At 66.6% G+C, this 20,311-nt stretch carries 19 protein-coding genes; 7 read left to right on the forward strand and 12 right to left on the reverse strand.

Annotated features, from left to right (window positions below):
• The first annotated feature begins 6 nt into the window (after nt 1–6).
• The 7 genes from ACZLZY_RS05290 to ACZLZY_RS05320 all read left to right on the forward strand — a co-directional run bounded on the left by ACZLZY_RS05290 (nt 7) and on the right by ACZLZY_RS05320 (nt 9,132).
• A complete protein-coding gene (locus ACZLZY_RS05290; RefSeq protein ID WP_472932445.1) occupies nt 7–783 on the forward strand; it encodes an N-acyl homoserine lactonase family protein in 777 nt (258 codons plus the stop codon).
• Nucleotides 784–924: 141 nt separating this feature from the next.
• Nucleotides 925–2,190 carry a flavin-containing monooxygenase gene (locus ACZLZY_RS05295; RefSeq protein ID WP_472932447.1) on the forward strand — a complete coding sequence of 422 codons (1,266 nt, stop codon included), beginning with the start codon at nt 925–927 and terminating at the stop codon, nt 2,188–2,190.
• A 52-nt stretch (nt 2,191–2,242) separates the two neighbouring features.
• Nucleotides 2,243–2,662, forward strand: a complete 420-nt coding sequence (locus ACZLZY_RS05300; RefSeq protein ID WP_472932449.1) for a RidA family protein — start codon at nt 2,243–2,245, stop codon at nt 2,660–2,662.
• Nucleotides 2,663–2,906: 244 nt separating this feature from the next.
• On the forward strand, nt 2,907–3,836 hold the full coding sequence (locus tag ACZLZY_RS05305; RefSeq protein ID WP_472932451.1) for a LysR substrate-binding domain-containing protein: 930 nt from the start codon (nt 2,907–2,909) through the stop codon (nt 3,834–3,836).
• Nucleotides 3,837–4,422: 586 nt separating this feature from the next.
• Entirely contained in the window at nt 4,423–7,302 is a 2,880-nt protein-coding gene (locus tag ACZLZY_RS05310; RefSeq protein WP_472932453.1) for a beta strand repeat-containing protein, read from the forward strand.
• A 118-nt stretch (nt 7,303–7,420) separates the two neighbouring features.
• Complete coding sequence (locus ACZLZY_RS05315) at nt 7,421–7,993, forward strand: class I SAM-dependent methyltransferase (protein WP_472932455.1); 573 nt, start codon at nt 7,421–7,423, stop codon at nt 7,991–7,993.
• Between the two features lie 203 nt (nt 7,994–8,196).
• Nucleotides 8,197–9,132: a DUF2189 domain-containing protein gene (locus tag ACZLZY_RS05320; RefSeq protein ID WP_472932457.1), complete on the forward strand. Its 936-nt coding sequence runs from the start codon at nt 8,197–8,199 to the stop codon at nt 9,130–9,132.
• Nucleotides 9,133–9,260: 128 nt separating this feature from the next.
• Here ACZLZY_RS05320 and ACZLZY_RS05325 read toward each other — a convergent pair whose 3' ends face one another.
• The 12 genes from ACZLZY_RS05325 to ACZLZY_RS05380 all read right to left on the reverse strand — a co-directional run bounded on the left by ACZLZY_RS05325 (nt 9,261) and on the right by ACZLZY_RS05380 (nt 20,284).
• A complete protein-coding gene (locus tag ACZLZY_RS05325) occupies nt 9,261–9,701 on the reverse strand; it encodes a hypothetical protein (protein ID WP_472932458.1) in 441 nt (146 codons plus the stop codon).
• A gap of 336 nt (nt 9,702–10,037) precedes the next feature.
• Nucleotides 10,038–10,961 carry a photosynthetic reaction center subunit M gene (pufM, locus tag ACZLZY_RS05330; RefSeq protein WP_472932460.1) on the reverse strand — a complete coding sequence of 308 codons (924 nt, stop codon included), beginning with the start codon at nt 10,959–10,961 and terminating at the stop codon, nt 10,038–10,040.
• A gap of 130 nt (nt 10,962–11,091) precedes the next feature.
• A complete protein-coding gene (gene pufL, locus ACZLZY_RS05335) occupies nt 11,092–11,916 on the reverse strand; it encodes a photosynthetic reaction center subunit L (RefSeq protein ID WP_472932462.1) in 825 nt (274 codons plus the stop codon).
• A 253-nt stretch (nt 11,917–12,169) separates the two neighbouring features.
• Nucleotides 12,170–12,358: a light-harvesting antenna LH1, alpha subunit gene (gene pufA / locus ACZLZY_RS05340; RefSeq protein ID WP_472932463.1), complete on the reverse strand. Its 189-nt coding sequence runs from the start codon at nt 12,356–12,358 to the stop codon at nt 12,170–12,172.
• A 13-nt stretch (nt 12,359–12,371) separates the two neighbouring features.
• Nucleotides 12,372–12,602 (reverse strand): light-harvesting antenna LH1, beta subunit, encoded by a 231-nt coding sequence (gene pufB / locus ACZLZY_RS05345; RefSeq protein ID WP_472932464.1) that lies wholly within the window; start codon nt 12,600–12,602, stop codon nt 12,372–12,374.
• A gap of 114 nt (nt 12,603–12,716) precedes the next feature.
• Nucleotides 12,717–12,938, reverse strand: a complete 222-nt coding sequence (locus ACZLZY_RS05350; RefSeq protein WP_472932465.1) for a hypothetical protein — start codon at nt 12,936–12,938, stop codon at nt 12,717–12,719.
• 49 nt (nt 12,939–12,987) lie between these two features.
• A complete protein-coding gene (gene bchZ, locus ACZLZY_RS05355) occupies nt 12,988–14,478 on the reverse strand; it encodes a chlorophyllide a reductase subunit Z (RefSeq protein WP_472932466.1) in 1,491 nt (496 codons plus the stop codon).
• A complete protein-coding gene (gene bchY / locus ACZLZY_RS05360; RefSeq protein WP_472933117.1) occupies nt 14,478–15,989 on the reverse strand; it encodes a chlorophyllide a reductase subunit Y in 1,512 nt (503 codons plus the stop codon). Before bchY ends, bchZ begins: the two co-directional genes overlap by 1 nt.
• A 121-nt stretch (nt 15,990–16,110) precedes the next feature.
• Nucleotides 16,111–17,118, reverse strand: a complete 1,008-nt coding sequence (locus ACZLZY_RS05365; protein ID WP_472932468.1) for a chlorophyllide a reductase iron protein subunit X — start codon at nt 17,116–17,118, stop codon at nt 16,111–16,113.
• Nucleotides 17,115–18,053 carry a chlorophyll synthesis pathway protein BchC gene (bchC, locus tag ACZLZY_RS05370; RefSeq protein WP_472932470.1) on the reverse strand — a complete coding sequence of 313 codons (939 nt, stop codon included), beginning with the start codon at nt 18,051–18,053 and terminating at the stop codon, nt 17,115–17,117. Before bchC ends, ACZLZY_RS05365 begins: the two co-directional genes overlap by 4 nt.
• A gap of 127 nt (nt 18,054–18,180) precedes the next feature.
• Complete coding sequence (locus ACZLZY_RS05375; protein WP_472932472.1) at nt 18,181–19,395, reverse strand: methyltransferase; 1,215 nt, start codon at nt 19,393–19,395, stop codon at nt 18,181–18,183.
• Between the two features lie 16 nt (nt 19,396–19,411).
• Entirely contained in the window at nt 19,412–20,284 is an 873-nt protein-coding gene (locus ACZLZY_RS05380) for a polyprenyl synthetase family protein (protein WP_472932474.1), read from the reverse strand.
• Between the last annotated feature and the right edge of the window lie 27 nt (nt 20,285–20,311).

Genomic DNA, 20,311 nt, shown 5'->3' on the forward strand with positions numbered 1-20,311 from the left:
CCAGGCATGACCGACGTCACCGAGATGTACATCCTCCTCTGCGGCTACGAGATCATCCGCAAGTCCGGCTGCGTGCGCGGGGCGGATCCCAGCATCGTGCTGACCGTGCCGATCTCGGCCTATCTCCTTGAGACCCGGCGCGGCTACGTGCTGATCGATGCCGGACTCGACAGCGCGACGCTCGCCGACCCCGTCGACAGCCGGGCCGCCTATGTCAAACCGCTGTTCCCCGCGCCGCCGCTCGTGCTGCCGGAGCACGAGCTCCTGGCGCAGCTCGCCCTCATCGGCGTTGCGCCGCAGGATGTCGGCGAGGTCGTGCTGACGCATGCGCATAACGACCACACCGGCAACCTCAGGCGCTTCCGCCATGCCCGCGTGACGATGCAGCGCGGGGAATACGAGGCCGCCTTCGAAGGCGAGCGCCGCGCGGCGCGCTCGTTTGCCGAGATCGCCGACCCCGCGATCGACTGGCACCTCATCGACGGCGACTGGCAGATGATGCCGGGGCTGGAGCTGATTCTCACCCGCGGCCATACCGCCGGCCATCAGTCCGTGGTGGTCACTCTGCCGGAGAGCGGCGTGAAAGTGCTGACCGGGGACGTCGCCGATCTCGCCGAGAATTTTGAACGCGAGGTGCTGGGCGTCAGCATGGACGATGACGCCGCGCTCGCCAGCATCCGCCGGCTGAAACGGATCGTTGCCGAGACCGCGGGCGAACTGGTGCTGCTGCACGATCCCGACTTCGTCGAGAACGCCCGCCGCGCGCCCGACTTCTACGCCTGACACGTTGAGCGGAAATCAGCCGCCTCGCGATCGCCTAAGCCGGGCTGCGGGTAATCCTAATATCGGCCGGCGCTGGGCTGTCCTAAGCTCGGGCGCGCCGCGCGCTGACGCCGGCGGGGCGATGCCGGAAAGGAGCTATCGATGGCGCTGGAGAAGACCGAGACGCTGGTGATCGGCGCCGGGCAAGCCGGGATCGCGATGAGCGAGCACCTGACGGCGGGCGGCATACCGCACCTCGTCCTCGAACGCGCCCGCATTGCGGAACGCTGGCGGTCGGCGCGGTGGGACTCGCTGGTCGCCAACGGCCCGGCCTGGCACGACCGTTTTCCCGGCCTCGATGTTGCCGGCGTCGAACCCGACGCCTTCGCGCCAAAAGAGGCGGTCGCCGACTATTTCGCCGACTATGCCGAAAAGTTCGGCGCGCCGGTGCGCTGCGGCGTCGCCGTGACGCGGGTGCAGCGGCTGGACGGGCGGCCCGGATTTTACGTCGAGACCTCAGACGGCGCGATCGAGGCGGATACGGTGGTGGTCGCCACCGGGCCGTTCCAGAACCCGGAGATCCCCGCGATCGTGCCGGCGGACGCACCGGTGCGGCAGCTGCATTCCAGCCGCTACCGCAACCCCGGCGCGCTGCCGGAGGGTGCGGTCCTCGTCGTCGGCGCGGGATCCTCGGGCACGCAGATCGCCGACGAATTGCTGCGGGCCGGACGGCGCGTCTTCCTCTCCGTCGGCCCGCACGAGCGGCCACCGCGCGCCTATCGTGGCCGCGACTTCGTCTGGTGGCTGGGGGTGCTCGGCAAATGGGACATCCAGGCAAGCGCGCCTGGCACCGAGCACGTGACGATCGCGGTGAGCGGCGCCGAGGGCGGCAAGACCATGGACTTCCGCCGCCTCGCCGCCGCCGGCATGACCCTCGTCGGTCGCACCGAGGCGTACGCGAACGGCGTGCTGCGCTTCGCGCCGGGGCTGGCCAAGACGATCGCGCGCGGCGATGCCTACTACACCGCCCTCCTTGACGAGGCCGATGCCTTCGTCATCCGCAACGGCCTCGACCTGCCGGAGGAGCCGAGCGCGCGCGTGTTTGCGACGGATCCGCCTTGCGTCACGGCGCCGCTCGCCACGCTCGACATGGCCGCCGAGGGGATCTCGACCATCGTCTGGGCGACCGGCTTTTCCAGCGTTTACAGCTGGCTGGAGGTAGACGCCTTCGACGCCGAGGGACGGCCAAGGCACCAGCGCGGCGTCTCGGCTGAGAGCGGGCTCTACTTCCTCGGCTTGCCCTGGCTGTCCGGCCGGGGATCGAGCTTCATCTGGGGTGTCTGGCACGATGCGCGCTACCTCGCCGACCACATCGGCACGCGGCGTCACTATCTCCGCTACCGCCCCGCTTCCGGCCTGTCGGCCTGAACCCGGGTCTCTCCGGCCATACCGCGACCCCGTAGCCCCCGAAAGGACCGTCATGGCGCACACCCGCCTGCGAAAATTCAACACCCGCGATACCTATCCCGAGCAGAAGCTCGACAATGACCTCTGCCAGACCGTGGTCGCCCGGGGCAGCATGGTCTTCGTGCGCGGGCAGATCGGGCAGGACCTCGACACGTCGGAAAGCGTCGCCATCGGCGATGTCGGCGGGCAGGCCGAGAAGGCGATGGCCAATATCGACATGCTGCTGAGGGAGGCCGGGGCCTCGCTCACCGACATCTGCAAGATTACCATCTACCTCGTCGATCCCGCCGACCGCGAGGCCGTCTACCGTGTCGTCGGGCGCTGGCTGAAGGGCGTCTATCCCGTCTCCACGGGCCTCGTCGTCTCCGCCCTCGCCCGGCCGGAATGGCGGGTCGAGGTCGACGTCATCGCCGTCATCGGCGGCAACGACTGAACGCCCGGCCGCGACGCCTCCGCCCGCGAGCCGAGGCTCCGCCGCCCGGGCCGGGGCGGCGGGTTTCCACCGCCGACATGAGGGCGTCCCCACGCTTTCGATTTGGGCACCGCCCTGTCCGAAAATCCACTCCGGATTTCCGCGCCGATGCTGTAGCCTGATCCTACAGCAGCCCGCCGCGGCTCCCCGCCCTGGTCCCGCGCGCCATTCCCGCGCCGACGCGGCCGAACCGCAAGTCAGCCCCATGCGCTTTTCCTTTCGGCAGCTGGAATACTTCGTCGCGGTCGGCGGGGTCGGCTCGATCACGCTCGCGGCCGAGCGGCTGCACATCTCCCAGCCCTCGATCTCGACGGCGATCGCCCAGCTCGAGCGGGCGCTCGGCGTGCAGCTGTTCCTGCGCCAGCACGCACAGCGGCTGACCTTGACGCCGACCGGCCGCATTGTGCTGGACGAGGCGCGGCAGCTGTTGCGCCAGGCCGAGGGGCTTCACGCCGTCGCCGCGGAGGCGGCCGGCGAGGTGCGCGGGCGGCTCGGCGTCGGCTGCCTGTCGACGCTGGCGCCGCTGGTCATGCCCGAACTCGCGCATGCCTTCACCGCGGCCTTCCCGGCGTCCGAAATCCGCCAGGTCGAGGCGACCCAGGAACAGCTCTTCGCAGCGCTCGGCCGGACCGAGATCGACATCGCCGTGACCTATGATCTCGAAATCCCCGCCGAGATCGCCTTCGAGCCGCTGGCAAGCCTTGCCCCGCACGTCTGGGTCGGCGCAGCGGACCCGCTGGCCCAGCGCCAATCGGTGACGCTCGGAGAACTCGCCGACCTGCCGCTGATCCTCCTCGACCTCCCCTACAGCCGCGACTATTTCCTTGCGCTCTTTCGCGAGGCCGGCGTGCGCCCGCGGATCGCCAGCCGCTCGACCCAGCTCGAAGTGGTCCGCACCATGGTCGCCAACGGTTACGGCTACACGCTCGCCAATGTGCGGCCGCGCTCCGACCTCGCGCTCGACGGAAGGCGAATCGTCCGCGTCCCGCTCGGCGGCGCGCACCGGCCGATGCAGCTTGGCCTCGCCACGCTGAAGGCCTGCCGCAAGACCCGCTGCGTCGAGGCCTTCGAGACCCATTGCCGCGCCCTCATCTCCGACGCCGCCATCCCCGGAATGACCCCTGCCGACAGCTGAGACGCGCCCCTCTTTTCCTTCTGCCTCTTCCCTCTCCCGGTTCGCGCCGGCTGGGCTCCCTCCCCCTTCCGGCCGCGTACGGTCGCCGCCCGCGGAAGGCTGCCGATCGATCATTCCCCGACGGTCGCGAGGCCGGATTTTCGCGCGCAAAGACCGAGCTCGCTCAGCAGCTTCCCTCCGCCACGTCGCATGACCATGGCGACCCAACCGTTCCCGTGCAGTACCGACGTCGCCGGCATCGGGATTGCCAGTCAAACATAAGGAATAGATTACCGTATCGAACGAAGCACAGCGATCTCCCAGCTGATTTATAACTATTGAAATCAAATATCTTTCGTCATGCAATCAATCCTTATGACATAGGTATGCAAACCTTCATACTGACGAACACAGCAACCTAAAAACCCCACAACGAAAAGCATTGATAAATCGACTTCTCTACTGCTTGCTTCCCTAGGGTTAACTGTGCATAGCTGGCTTCGCAGGGTCCGCTGTGATCGGCGTGACCGGCATGTATTCGGGGGGGAGGGGTGCGCGGTGTGCACGCCCGCACCTTGTCCTGATCTACAGAGCTCTAGGAGATACCATGGCTAGCACGACCTATACCGGCTCAGCGTCCGCCACGACGGCGTATAACCCGTCCGACGTCTACACGCTCAACCTCTCGCCGGCCGCGATTACCAATATCGCCCAGTCCGGCGCGAACGTCGTGATCACCACCGGCGCAACCTCGCTCACCATCACGGGCGTGACGCTGGCCGCGCTGGCCACCACCAATTTCGCCCTGCAGGGCGGCGGCTCCGTCACCTTTGGCGACGGCCTGGCGGCGATTGTGAACGACGATAGCGGCAACACGCTCACCGGCTCGGCGCTCGCCGATATCCTCCTCGGCCTTGGCGGCCCCGACACGATCGACGCCGGACTCGGCAACAACCTCATCGTCGGCGGCTCGGGCTTCAGCGACCCGGTCGACGCGGGCGACAGCATCACGTCGGGCACCGGCAACGACACTATCTATGGCAATGGTGGCAACGACACGATCAATAGTGGCGCCGGCATTGACGTGATCTATGGCGGTCTGGGTGTCGACGTCATCAACGTGATCCCGAACCAGGGCCAAACCGCGACCGTCTATGGCGGCGGCGCTGCGATCGACACGCTGGACGCTAGTGCGGACACGATTTCGGTCGGCTCGAGCGGCAGCACGGTGAGTGGGGCTGCCGCGATCTACGGCAATGCCGGCAACGACATCCTGACCGTTTATTCCAGCGGCAACAACTCCGTGTACGGCGGCATCGGCAACGACACGGTTTCGGTGTTTGGCGGCGGCAACAACCTCGTTGCCGGCGGTACCAGCGATACTGACAGCATCACCATCACCGGCGACGGCAACAACACGGTTTTCGGCGGCACCGGCCTCACTGACACTACCGACCTCGCGGACACCATCACCCTGACCGGCAACGGCAACAATGCCCTCTATGGCAATGGCGGCAACGACACGATCTCGGCCATCGGCACCGGCAACAACTCCGTCTATGGTGGCCTCGGCAATGACAACCTGACCGTCACCGGCGGCGGCAACAACCAGGTCTTCGGCGGTACAAACGACACCGACACCATCGTTGTCACCGGCAATGGCAACAACACCGTTTACGGTGGCGCCGGCGAGAATAGCGCCACCGATCTGGCTGACACTGTCACACTCGTTGGCACCGGCAACAACGCCCTCTACGGCAATGGCGGCAACGACACCGTGAACGTCGGCGCCGGCGGCGGTCTCGGCCAGAACTCGGTGTATGGCGGCGTCGGCGACGACGTCGTGACGGTCAACGGTGGTCAGGCTGCCGGCCTGAACGGCGCCCTCCCCGTCGGGTCGACCATGTTCATCCAGGCCGGCACTGGCTCGGACTCCATCAACACTCAGAACTTCATCGGTAACACTACTATTATCGGCGGTAACGCGACCACCGATACGACCGACGCTGCCGACACTATCCGCGCCGGCGTCGGCAACGACCTAATCTACGGCAATGGCGGCGTCGATATCATCACCAGCAATACTGGCAACGACACGATCTTCGGCGGTGCCGGCATCGACCGTATTCTCGTTAACGGCGCTGGCAACAAGGTCATTGGCGGCAACGAGAACGGTGAGCAGATCTTCATCGAGGCAGCTGGCGGCATCACTGCCAGCGGTTACACCGCCTCAGTCAACGGCGGCAACGTTGTGCTAACAGGCGAAGACCGCACCATCACCTTCGATGGGGCCGTCAACACAATCGTCAATGCTGGCTTCATCGCCGGTGCGGCCGACGAGGCAGGCTTCATGACGGCAATTCCGACCGCAACCAGCCTTCTCCTTGCCAACTTCGGCGCGACAGCGACGACCCTTACCGGCCTCGCGGGTACCGATATCATCTACTCTGGCACTGCGAACGATACGTTGATCGGCGGCGGTGGCACAGACACTATCTTCGGTGGCGCCGGCAACGACTCGATAAATGTTTCGGCAGCCGGCAATTACACGATCGACGCTGGGGACGGCAACGACACCATCTTCGGTGGCGCTACTATCACAACGAACGACGCTATCAATGGTGGAGCAGGTATTGATCATCTGACCGTGACCGCTGACGCAAACATCTCTTCGGTTACAAATGTTGAGGTTCTCAATATTAATGCGACCTTGGCAGGGACGACTATTACGACTGACAATCTCGTGGTTGCAGCCGCTCAAACTTTTACGGTCAATGCAGCTGGCTCAACCCAGACCGTTACATTTAACGGCTCCGCTGAGAATAACGGCAACTTTATCATGACCGGTGGCTCGGGTGTCAATACCTTCACCGGCGGCACCGGGGCTGACACCATCAACGGCGGCATCGTTGGCGACACGCTTGTTGGCAGCGCCGGCAACGACAGCATCTTCGGCGGCGAAGGCGCCGATAACATCACCGGTGGTGTGGGCATTGATGCGATCAACCTGACGGAGACAACCTCTCTCGCCGATACACTAGTTTTCCGGGTCGCTGGCGATAGCGGCGTTTCGACAGGTGCTGTAACTAACTTTGCCGGCATCACCAGCGCGAGCCTCGATGCGGTCTCTGGTTTTCGTCTGGCTTCGGACGTGATAGATCTCGACATAACTGCCGACGGCAACACTACTAACGACGCCGCCGTAGCCACGGGTGCCACCCTGACAAACGGCTTTGCCTCCGGTGCTCTCGCAACCACCGTATCTACTGCGGCTTCTCTTGCAGCGGCTATCGATGCGGTGGAAGCAGTACTTGGTACTGGTGGCGTCGCAGGCTTCGTCTATCAAAACAACACTTACATCGTTCATAACGATGCGAACGCCACTGTTGGCGGCAACGACATTGCCGCGAACGTTATCCAGTTGACAGGCGTAACTGGTACTGTGTTGACAGAAGTCGGGACATCCGGCACCTTCACCGTATCTTAACTTATGATGCAAACGGGGCAAAATGATCGCTCCGTTGCAGAGCCCCCGGTAGCAACCGGGGGCTCTAAAACATTGTGCTCGAAACTATCATGATCGAGCTAGGGTGCGGAGCAAAAGGTTGACTTCAAATAGAGCCGCCCCATCCCGCATCCTCCACGTCGGCTGCGGCCCCGCCAATCCTGAAAAGCTGCCGCAGCATTTCCGCTCCGCCGACTGGCAGGAAATCCGGCTGGACATCGATCCCGCCGTCGCGCCCGATATTCTGGGCACGATGACTGATATGGCCGAGGTCGCCGATGGCTCGATGGACGCGCTCTATTCCTCGCACAATGTCGAGCATCTCTACGCGCACGAGGTGCCGCTCGCCTTTGCCGAGTTCTTCCGCGTGCTGAAGCCCGGCGGCTTTGCCGTGGTCACATGCCCCGATTTGCAATCGCTCGGGCAGCTGCTGGCCGAGGGCAAGCTCGAGGATCAGGCCTATGTCTCGCCGGCCGGTCCGATCACCCCGCTCGACATCCTCTACGGCCTGCGCACCGCCGTCGCCCGCGGCAATCACTTCATGGCGCACAAGACCGGCTACACCAACCAGACACTCGGCCAGAAACTTGTCCAGGCCGGCTTCGGCCCGGTGCGCGTCTCCAAGGGCCAGTGCTTCGATATCTGGGCCCGCGCCGAAAAACCGGCCGCCTGACGCCGTCATCTCGGCCATCGATCACTCCCCCGCCCCTTCGACCAGACGATCGCGGCAGCGGGAGAAGGCGCGGCGGCGGACGCCGGGGTCACGGTGACGGCACGAGACAGGGGGCACCCGCGGGTGTAGGCTCTCTGCCGTGAGATCGCCGGTGACTGCCGCGCGGCAGGACCGCTCCGATCCTCTTTCAGGGAGGAATGGGAATGACCGATTTTCATGTCATGGCGGGAGCGGACGGCCTTGTCTGCCACCCCGAGGTTCGCCGCCTCCGCTTTGCGGACCTCAGCGACGCGCTTGCAAAAGGGCTCGACGATTTCGGCGCAAAACCCTCGCATCTTCTGTTTCTCGGGCTGATCTATCCGGTGATGGGCCTGGTGCTCGCGCGCTGGAGCGCCGGCAGCGGGGCGCTGCAGATGATCTATCCGCTGATGTCGGGCTTCGCGCTGATCGGCCCGTTTGCCGCCATCGGCCTCTACGAGATCAGCCGGCGGCGCGAGGCGGGGCTCGAGGCTTCCTGGCAGCATGCCCTCGCCACCCGTCACTCGCCCGCCCTCCCCGCGATGCTGGCGGTGGGCGCCTTGCTTGCGGTGATCTTCCTCGCCTGGCTCGGCACCGCTCAGGCGATCTTCGCCAGCACTTTTGGCAGCAGCGAGCTGGGCACCACCGGGCTGGGCACAACCGGGCTAGCAAGTAGTCTCGGCGCCAGCGCGCGGGGGACAGACGGGCTGGGCGCGGTCGGGCTCGGGTCCGGCGGCCTCGAGGCCATCGGCGTCTTCAGGCTCGGGGGCTTTCTAGACGAGGTCCTGACCACCGAACGCGGCTGGCGGCTGATCCTCCTCGGCAATGCCGCGGGCTTCGCCTTCGCCATGCTGGTGCTCTCGACCACCGCGGTCGCCTTCCCGCTGCTGCTCGACCGCGACGTCGGCGCCATCGCGGCGATCGAAACCTCGGCGCGGGTCGTCGCCGCGAACCCGCTGGTGATGGCCGGCTGGGGCGCCATCGTCGCCGGCCTGCTGGTGCTTGGCGCCTTGCCGCTGTTCGCCGGCCTCGCCATCGTCATGCCGGTGCTCGGCCACGCCACTTGGCACCTCTACCGCAAAGCCGTCGTCCCCGCCAACAGGCGTCCCGCCGGCCGCTGACCGGCCTGACGGGGATCGCCTCATGGCGTGCCGTGCATCCGGAAGAATAGACGGCACGCCATCGTCTCGCAGCGAGGGCATCTTCTTTGAGGGGCGGATTCAGCCGACCGCCGGATGCTCGCGCCGCTCTACGTCGCGTTCGACCAGAAGTAGAAATATCCGTCCTGGTAGACGGCACCGCTCGTGCCTTCCTTTATCCAATAGGGAGGCCCCGTCCGGTCGATCTCGTAGGCCATTGCCCTCGCATCGAACCGGACCGGCCAGAACGCGGCGTCGCAGTGCGTGTCGGCCATGTCCACCTCGGCGCCTTCGACGCTGGACGTTGGATCGAACATGCTGGAAACGAACGCCAGAGCCTCGGCCTCAGACAGTTCCACGCGCATGCACATCTCAAAATCGACGAGGCCTGTCCGCTGCACATCGAGTGGCGCAATGAGGTACCGATACGGCAACCGAAGCCGCATAGGCTCTATCGACAGAAGCGTCGCTACGGCAATCAGGCAGACAACCGCGAGGATAAGCCATTTAAGGCGGTGCTTTGACGCGCTTTCGGGGGCTTCTGCTGTCATGAATTCTCGGCACGAGGATCGGATACTGGACTATGGCGGGGAACGACGGGGCCTGTCCAACGGGGGCGATAGGGCTGCTGACCCGGCCTGCTCCCTGCCAGTCCTGACGACGTAAGGCGATGCGAAACCCCTGTTTCCGCCCGAAAAGCACCCTGCTGGTCCCATGGATATCACCCCGTCCGCAGGAAGGATGAAACGGCAGGAGCGCAGGACGGGCATTGCTGCACCGTCCTGCGCTCCTGCGCTTTCCTAATCCTTTGCCCTTCGCGGCCTTCCGGCAACCTTGGTGGCGCGCGGCCGGAAATCACCCGCCGCGGCCCTTCGGCGGCTGGCGGCTCACATCGGCGCGAGGCCGTGCTTCTGGCCCCATTCGAACCAGTTGTCGACGACGGTGCCGGTGAGGAGGATGCCGATGCCGCCGGTGAGCGGGCAGAGCACGGCGAACCACCAGGCCCAACGGTGAATGGATTCCATCGTGGCGTTGAAGCCCATGGTCCAGCGCCAGAACAAAGCGGCCCGCTCGGACGCCGTGCCGCGGTCGACGATCTGCTCGATCTCGCGCTCGCCGCCGAGACGGCTGACCGCGAGGATCGTTGCGCCGTGCATCGCGAACAGCACCGCCGAGCCGTAGAGGAAGACGATCGAGAGCATGTGGAAGGGGTTGTAGAAGAGGTTGCCGTAGTTCAGCGAGAAGTTGTTGGTCCAGTCGAGATGCGGGAACACGCCGAAAGGCACCGCCTCGCTCCACGATCCCATCATCAGCGGCCGGATGAAACCGAGCACGAGATAGAGCCAGATCGCTGCGGCAAAAGCCCAAGGCACATGCGTGCCGAGGCCGAGCGCCCGCGCCCGCCGGTACATTCGCGCCCACCAGAGCAGGATCGAGGTGGTGAGGAAGAAGCCGGCGATCAGCCACCAGCCGCCTTGCTTCAAAGGCGGCAGGACCTTCAGCCCGTATTCCGGCAGCGGCGGATCGAGCGACAGCCAGAAGAACTGCCGGATGAACTCCTGCGGGCTCCAGTTCACCTTGGCCAGCATGTTGAGCCCGATGATCTCGATGGCAACGAAGCCGCAGATCAGCGAGGCCAGCCCCAGCGTGCCGAGATAGAGCGGCCCGATCTGCGCATCGCCGAACTTGCCCAACCAGTAGGAGAAGGCCGGCTTGCCTTGCCGCTGCCAGATGCCCGGCGCCAGCGGCACGCCGAGATCCGGCGGCCCGCGCAATTGCACCCGGGTGAAGATGTTCTGGTACTCGGCCATGTCTGCCTCCCCCTCAGCTCTGTCTCTGGATAGGCCCGTGCCTGGGATATGCCTCTGCCTGCGCTACTGACTGATCGTGATTGTGATGATGCCTGCCGCACCAATGCGGGGTTCGCGCGTGCCGGCGGCACTAGCTCCAGATCGGAATGCGCTGCCACCAGCTCCACCATTCCGGCCAGCCCTCGGTCCACAGCGTGCCGGAAATGATGATGCAGACCGCGCTCCAGAACGCTGCGGAGACCGCCAGGAAGACGCCGAGCCTGTGGATGCCGAGCGTGCCGATGGAATAGCCGATGGTGTCGCGGAAATAGCTGTTCTCGTGCTCGGCGGTCTTCACCATCTGGCCTTTCGGCGGATTGGTCGCCGACAGCACCAGCGCGCCATGCAGCGCGAGCGCGAGGCAATTGGTGAAGAAGAAGGTGATCGCGATCATGTGCGCGGGGTTGTAATGGAAGTTTCCGTACTGGTAGCCGGTATTCGATACCCAATCGAGATGGGTGATGATGCCGTAAGGGAAGCCGTTGCTCCAGGCACCCAGCAGCACCGGGCGGAACACCACCAGCGTGACATAGGCAAGGATCGCGAAGGCGTAGGCGAAGGGTACGTGCAGGCCCATGCCGAGCTTGCGGGCGATCTCCGCCTGCCGTAGCGCCCAAGAGGAAAAGGCGGCGATGGCGCAGATGGTGATGACCTGCCACAGCCCGCCTTGCTTCAGAGGGGCGAAGCCAAGGCCGTAAGATTCCGCCGGCGGGTTGATGCTGATCTGCCAGAGGTTCCAGGTCGGCCCGATCGCCGCGCCATAGACGATCAGCAAAGTGCCGAGGCTGGCGAAGAGGATGGTGGTGACGCCGAAGAAGCCGACCCAGAACGGGCCGATCCAGAAGTCGAAGAGGTCGCCGCCGATCAGCGTGCCGCCCCGCACCCGGTATTTTCGCTCGAAACTCAGCATGGCCATGACCGCATCTCCTCGCTTGGGCGGCCCAGCGCCCTTTGCAAACCGACCTCGGGTCGCACCGCGTCCGACCGGACGCCGCAGGACCGCTCCCAGCCCCGTCTTCCTTCGTCTCGCTGCCGCGCCGGCGAAACCCGCCGGCAGGCCGAACCTCAACCGCGCCGCCCGGCCCGCGCCTTACGCGGAACGGGTACGGGAATGATGGCGGGTGCGGGCGGCAGGCCGCCCGCACCGTTCGCAGGACCCTTCGCCGGCATCAGCCGACGGCATGGGTCTCCTCGATGACCAGCGATGCCGCCGGGACAGCGGTGCTCGGGCCCTCGAGCCAGTTGAACCGGTTGGTGCTGAGCAGGATGAAGTGAATCACCAGCGCCAGCACGAACAGGAAGACGAACAGCGCGATCAGCGTCCGCCTTGGGTCGAACAGAAGCCATACTTTCCACATCGTCGCGTCCCCCTCAGCTCAGCATCGACAGGACGGCATGCGCCGCCGCGGTCGTGCCGGATTCGAGGGAGGCATAGCCGTTCGGGCCGGGCAGCCAGGGACGCCAGATCCAGGCGAGGATATGGGCGAACACCGCGACGCCCACGAAGACCAGGAAACTGGTCATGAACACCTTGTGGAATTCCTTGGCTTCCTGGTCCGACAGGCCCGAGCTGTTCAGGTCGTTCGGAGAATGCAGGGACATTTCTACCTCCTTGCGTTTGCCTTTCGGCGAGAGGCCGCATGGATGCATGCGGCCGTCGCTGCAGTGCTGACTGCAGCCATTTCCGGCGTCGATGGCGCCGGAGCCATGCCCCGCTCACATGAAGGCGAACGGGATGCAGGAGGCGACCGCGACCCGCGCTTCGCCGAAAATCGAACGCTTCGGTTCCGCCGCAACGGGCCGCCCGAGATGGATCAGGCGCTTCAGCGTCACCGCCGCCAGGCTCAGCGGATAGACCAGCCAGAACATCAGCCGGTATTCGCGGCGCTCGGCGAGATGACGGCGATACTCCAGCCCGTGAACGCGATCCGTCGACATGCCTCTTCTCCCCGTTGGGCCCGCAGTCCGGGCGATTGGTTCCGCCGGCTCATGCCGGCTCCGGCGCGCGCGCCAGGAGATCGGCGACCCGCCGCGCCGTGACCCGGCCGTCGCCGGCCTGCCGGGCTGCTGCCTCCGTCCGGTCGCGCAGCCGCTTGGCCGCAGAAATGCGCACCAGCACCGGCTGCGCCTCGACCGCCGCATCCATCAGCGCCAGCGCATCGGCATCCCAGGGCAGTTCGCGGTGCAGGCGCGCTGCCGTCGGCTCGACCTTGTCGAGCTCGGTGCCGAGCGGCAGGATCCGGAATAGCGCGTCGAACAGCGCATTGCAGACCTCCTGGACGATGTAGGTGGCGCCGGCATAGCCCATGAACGGTGTGCCGGTGTGCCGACGAATGATCGCCCCCGGAAAGGACGCGGGAATGTAGGAGGAGCGCCCGCCCCCCTCGGCCGAATACATCCGCTCGTTGAACGAGCCGAACAGCACCAGCGGCGGCGTCGCGTGGATCGCCTTGCGCACCGCATCATTGCCGGTCTTCTCCCCAGCCCGACGCGCGAAGGCGAAGGCGCAGGGAAAGCCCATGTCGCTCTCGAGAAAATGCCGCACACCCCGCGCATAGGTCTCGCTGGCGACGATGCCGAAGCTTGCGGTGGCGAAGAAGTCCTGCGTCACCGACCGCCAGAGGTCCCAAAGCGGCTTGATCGTCGTCATCTTCTCGCCGGCGATGAACGGCTCGGGATCGAGGCTTGTCAGTTCGCCGAGCTTGCGCAGGAAGGCAGTGGTCGAATGCAGCCCGATCGGCGCCTGCAGGAAGGGCTTGTCCAGCGCTTCGCAGAGCTTGCGGCCGAACTCCCGGTAGAGGCAGATGTTGACGTCTGCATCGGCGAGCCTCGGCACGTCGGCAATGTCGGTGCCCAGCGGGAAGACGAGGTTGACGGTGCAGCCGATGCCCTCCACCAGCCGGCGGATCTCCGCGAGGTCTGAGGGCATGTTGAAGGTGCCGTAGATCGGGCCGATGATGTTGACGCGCGGCCTTCTAATCTCGGGCGTCGTGCCGTCGGGGTTTGCCCCGGCAACCTTCGCAGCAGGGGCCTTGGCGGGCTTTGCCTTCTTGCCCTTGGGCCCGAACTCCTTCCAGAGCCAGGCAAGCGCCCGGTCGGCGCTCTGCCACTGGTCCTCGTCGATGGTGCGCGGCAGGAAGCGCAGCATGCGGGTGCCTTCCGGCGTGACGCCGCCGCCGATCATTTCGGCGATGGAGCCGGTGACGACGACGCTCGGCTTCGACGGATCGAGCGTCGCGTGCGCCCGCTTCATCGCCTGCTCGGTGCCGGTCTGGCCGAGTTCCTCCTCGCCGAGCCCGGTGACGACGATCGGCAGCTCGTGCGGCGGCAGGGCGTCGGTATAGTGCAGCACCGAGGTCACCGGCAGGTTCTCGCAGCCGACCGGTCCATCGATGATCACCTGCAGCCCTTTGAGGGCGGTGAAGGCGTAGACCGCCCCCCAGTAGCCGCCGGCGCGGTCGTGATCGAGAACCAGCATCAGAAGTCCTCCATCACGACAGAGGTCTTGGCGGCGACGAGGGATGGCGAAGCTGGCGCCTGCGCCGAGGGAAGCCTTGCCGGATCGTGCCAGATCCCCGCGGTGCGGCCCTCGCCGACGCCCTCGAAGAAGGTGCTCATCGCATCGAAGCGGGGCTGGTTGCCGGCGGCCGCATTGATCACGGTGGCGAGCGAACCCGCGCCGGCCGCGCCCATCAGCGGCCGCGCCGAGATCAGATTGGTGAAATAGAGCGCGGGGATGCGGCGCTGCTTGGCGTGCTGCACCACCGGCGTCGTGCCGATGGCGAGCTGCGGCGCGAAACTGTCGACGGCGGCGATGTCGGTCTCGAGCGAGGCGCGAAACTCGACATGCACGCCGTGCGCTGTCAGCCAGTCCGCATCGCCCTCGTTCCAGCGCGTCTTCGGGCAGGCGGTGCCGACATAGCGCAGGTCGGCGCCGGACTCCTTCAAAAGCCGTCCGACAATCAGCTCCGAGCCCTCGTAGCCGGACAGAGTGATGCGGGCCGAGATCGGCGCGCCCTCGAGCGCAGCCCGCGTCGCCGCGAGGATGGGCGCCTTGGCGGCGTCGACCGTGCGGGCCGCAATGCCGCAAGCTTCGCCGATCGCGTCGAGCCAGGCGGCAGTGCCCTCGACCCCCACCGGCGCGGAGGCGACGACCGGGCGGCCGGCAGCGCTGAACTCCCGAAGGCTCGCGGTGTAGAAGGGATGGATGGCCGCCACTGCCGCGCAGTCGAGCGCCGCATAGAGCTCGCGCCATTCGCGCGTCGGCACCACCGGTCCGGCAGCAAGGCCGAGCGGCTCCAGCATGCGGCCGATGGTGATGGGGTCGGCAGGGAACATCTCGCCAAGAAGCGTTATGGTCGGCTTGCCCGACGGCGCACCGCGCGGCGCCGCCACGGGACCGGCCTCGGCTTCCAGCCGGGCATAATTCAGCATCGCCCCGGCCAGCACGTCCTTCGCCTCGGCATGCGTCGGCACGCCGAAACCGGGAACGTCGATGCCGATGACGCGCACCCCGTCGATCGCCTTCGGCAGCGCGCGCAGGGGCACGCCGGAAGCGGTGGGGACGCAGAGGTTGATGACGATGATGGTGTCGTAGACCGCCGGGTCGGCCAGCCCCTGCACCGCCTCGCGGATATCCTCGTAGAGTTTTCCCGTGACCAGCGTCTCGGAGTTGAAGGGCACGTAGCCGACCGTCCGCTTGGCGCCGTAGAAATGCGAGGTGAAGGTGAGGCCGTAGACGCAGCAGGCCGAGCCCGACAGCACGGTCGCGGTCCGCCGCATGCGCAGGCCGACGCGAAGCGAGCCGAAGGCCGGGCACATCGATTGCGGCTGGTCGTGCGGCCCTTGCGGATAGTCCTTGCGCAGCTGCTGCAGCAGCGGACCGTTGCCGGCGGCCTCGGCGGCGCGGCTGAGTTCGGCCTTGCCACCATGGCAGCCGCCGCCGTCCGCGATCGGCGCGACAAGCCCGGCCTGGCCCTCCTGCGGCATCGACGTCTCGACCGGATTGTCGAGCGGCGCGCTCGCCGCCGCGTCGTAGACGGTTTCGGCTGGCACCGGGGCAACGCCGGCGGCATCGGACAGGGAGGAGGACGGGCGGACGTTCATCACTTCAGACCGCGTCGTAGATGATTTCGAGGGATGGCTTGGCGATCACGATGCCGCCGCGCATGTCGGCCTGGCTTGCCGGCTCCAGCACGACGTTGCCGCCGGTCTGGTCGCAGGAGAACAGCGCCAGCAGCCCGTCCTGGGTCAGCGGCGTCGGACGCTGGGGTGCGGACGCCGCGACGTTCTCGGCCAGTTCCTCGAACAGCGGCCCCCAGCGGGTGCCGGGCTCGCCGATGATCTGGTAGTTCGCGCTCTTGCGCCGGATGTCGTCGTCGGCGGGAATGGCGGCGAGCACCGGAATGCCCACGGCCGCAGCAAAGGCCGCCGCTTCGCCGGTGCCGTCGTCCTTGTTGATCACCATGCCGGCGACCCCGACATTGCCGCCGAGCCGGCGGAAATAGTCCACCGCCGAACAGACATTGTTGGCGACGTAGAGCGATTGCAGGTCGTTGGAGCCGACGACGATGACCTTCTGGCACATGTCGCGGGCGATCGGCAGGCCGAAGCCGCCGCAGACGACATCGCCGAGGAAGTCGAGCAGGACGTAGTCGAAGCCCCAGTCGTGGAAGCCCAACTTTTCGAGAAGTTCGAAGCCATGGATGATGCCGCGACCGCCGCAGCCGCGGCCCACCTCCGGGCCGCCGAGCTCCATCGCGAACACCCCGCCGCGCTTGAAACAGACGTCGCCGATCTCGACGTCTTCGCCCGCGGCCTTCTTGCGCGTCGAGGTCTCGATGATCGTCGGGCAGGCTCTTCCGCCGAACAGCAGCGAGGTCGTATCGCTCTTGGGATCGCAGCCGATCAGCAGCACGCGCTTTCCCTGCTGCGCCATCATGTGCGAGAGGTTGGCGAGGGTGAAGCTCTTGCCGATGCCGCCCTTTCCGTAGATCGCGATGATCTGCGTCTCCTTGCGGACCTCGCCGATCGTCACCGGATCCGGCTCGAGCGCCGCTTCAGCCCGAACGCTTTCGACGAGAGCCATGAGGCCTTGCGGCTGGGACAACGCGTTCATGCGGCCAGTCTCCAATCGAGCACCATTTTCAGGCAGGACGGATCGGTGAAAGCGGTGGTGTAGGCTTTCTCGAAACCGCTCGGCGCCTCGGTGTGGGTGATGAAACCGTCGAGCGACAGGCGGCCCGTCGCGATGAGATCGTCGACGGCGACGAGGTCGTTGCGCCGCCATTCCGCCGCCACCCGGAACCGCGCCTCGCGCAGGAAGGCCATCGGGAAAGCAAAGGACAGGCGCTGGTCGTAGAAGCCGGCAAGGACGATCTCGCCGCCGCGGGCAAGGCGGGACACCAGACCGTCGAGGATCTCGGAATCGCCGCTGACGTCGCAGATCCGCTGATAGTCGCGGCGGTCGTCGTCATCGGGATGGACGACGTCGTAGCCTTCTGCGCCGGATTGCCGCGCCGGGTTGGTTTCCCAGACCGTCGGCCGCCCACCATGCGCCACGACGATGCGGGCGATCAGCCTGCCGAGGACGCCATGGCCGACGATCAACTGGGGCGGCTTGCGGGTATCGGGGCAGACGGCGTGGTGGGCCGTGGCCGCCAGTGCCAGAAGGACGCCACGCGCACCGAGCCCGGCCTGGACCGGCAAGGCCTTAGCGCCGGGAATGACGACACGCGAGGCTGCGCCGCCGAACAGCCCCCGCGCGGCTTGGTAGCAATTGGCGCCGGGAACGAAGACCTGCTCGCCGACCCGCCGGCCGGAATCAGAACCGGCCGCGACGACACGGCCGACGGACTCGTATCCCGGCACCAGCGGATAGCCCATGCCGGGAAAAGCCGGCATCCGGCCGGACCACAGCAGCTTCTCCGTCCCAGTGGAAATGCCCGACCATTCGATCTCGACGACGGCATCCGCGGCCGTCGGCTCGTTCAAGGCAAGCGGCAAGAGAGCGAGCCGCCCGGGCGCTTCGAGAACGACCGCCAATGCTTCCACCGTACCCTCCCCCTGACCGGCCTCTTCTGTCCCGTCCAGACTAAACCGGCGCCCTCGGTTGTCAATTATGATTTACACTTTTTGCGTAAATAAAAATATACGCTCTGGGGTGACCTTCTTTCGTGGCTCAAGGAGCTGCCGTCGCGGCGATCATGCGCGCGATCAGAGGGGTGCCGGTTGAGACAAGGCGCGCGTCGCAAAACCCGGCCCGGTTCAGGAGACCCATGATCTCGGCGGGGGGCCGGGGCCGCCCCTGCCCCATCGCCATCAGATAGAAGCCGAAATAGGCATCGCCGGAGGCCTCGGCGCCGGGGGTCTCGGCCATCGGCTCGATCACCAGAAGCGTGCCACCGGGCGCGATGGCCCGGCGAATCGCCCTCAACAGCGTCATCACCGTCGCCTCGTCGTGGTCGTGCAGGATCCGGTTCAGCGTCACGAGATCGGCCGCCGCCGGCAGCGGGTCTTCGCGAAAGTCGCCGCCGGAGATCGTCGTCCGCGCGGAGAGACCTGCGGCCAAAATCTTCTCCCGGGCGATGGCCGCGACGTCGGGGAGATCGAACAGGCCAAGCTGCAGGCCAGGCGCCGCCCTTGCCACGGCGACGAGGAACGACCCGTCGCCACCCCCGACATCGAGCAGGCGGCGGTGCCGCCGGAAGGGATAGGCATCGACGGCCTCCGATGCCACCAGGGACTGCGATGCCGCCATCAGGGCGGTATAGTCGGCGGCATCCTGCGCAGGTCGAAGGCCAAAGCGGACACGCGGCGCGCCCCCGGCATAGGTCCAGTAGCGGCCGAGCTCGGCATCGCCGCCGCCGGCCAGCAGCGGCAGCGGATCGGCTAGGTCCCGGTAGAGCAGGCTGTGATGCTCGATCATGGCGATCACGCCGGGATTGGCGACCAGCGCCGCGCCGAGCGCCCCCAGCGCATAGCGTCCATCCGAGCGCCGCTCCACCAGCCGCAGCGCCACCGCGGCACGCAGCAGGCGCAAGGCACCCTCTTCCGGCAGATCCACCGCTAGGGCGATCGCCCGCAGATCGAGCGGCTCGGGCGCCAGGAGGTCGAACAGCCGAACCCGGACGGCCGCCGACAGCACCTGCGAGTAGACAAAGCCTGCCGTGAGATCGAACAGGGCACCGGCCTGCCGTCGCGCAAATCGCCTCGTCAAAAAGAAACGTGTCGCCCAGCGGCGGAATTTCGGATCGGAAACCTTGCGGTTGCGCAAGTCGCGCAACCGATCGACCAGTGCGGCCGCAAACCCAAAACGCGCCCCGCCGGGTGCAGGCCGCGGATCAGCCGAGGCTCTGCGGGTCGTTCCGTCTTCCTGGCGTCCGCCGAGGTCCACCACCGTCGCCTCTCGCTCAGGCGGCCCGCTGCGCGGCTTGCTTCGGCAGGAAGCGGCGCGACATGGCGCAGATGTCGGCACGAAGCGCCGCGGCACCGGCGCAGTCGGGGACGGCAGCGGCAGCCTCTTCGACCGAATCAATCAGCCGGCGAACAGCCCCGTCCAGCCCGAAAGCCGCCACGGCATTCGGTCGCCCGAGCGCGCGATCCTGCCCGGTCGGCTTGCCGATCTCCTCGGCACTGCCCACGACATCGCGGAGATCGTCGGCCAGCTGATAGGCCTCGCCCAGCCGGAAGCCGAGGGCCGACCACGCCGCCGGATCATGCCCGGTGCTCGCAGCGCCGGCGCTGGTGGCCCCGGCAAACAGCGCCCCGGTCTTCGCCCGCTGGTAGTCCGCAAGGTTCGGCGCCGGCTCGCTTTCGAACGCCTGGCCGGCGACGATGCCGGCCGGCATGCCGACCGCCCGCGACAGGATCGAGATCACGCCGAGCCCGCGCTGGGGATCGACCGCCGCCGCCAGCGCCGCGGTTTCGAAGGCGAGCACGATCAGGGCGTCGCCGGCCAGAAGGGCCAGCGGCTCGCCGAAGGCCGCCTGCACGGAGGGACGGCCGCGCCGCGTCGCGGCGTCGTCGAAGCAAGGCATGTCGTCGTGCACGAGCGAAGCGCAATGCAGCAGCTCCACGGCGGCGGCGGCGGCGGATGAAAGCGCCGGCCGGTCGTCGCCGCAGGCTTTGGCAACCGCCAGGGTCAGCCGCGGCCTGATGCGCTGCCCCCCAGGAAAAACCGCATGCAGCATCGCCTTTCCGATGCGTGGTGGCGCCGATCCGGCGGTGGCGCGCCGAAGACTGAGACGCAGCGCGTCTTCGATCCGCTGAAGCTTTTCCGACATTCCAGACCTCCCCGTCAATTCGGCTGG

The sequence above is a fragment of the Mesocryomonas lacus genome (genome assembly GCF_055730135.2).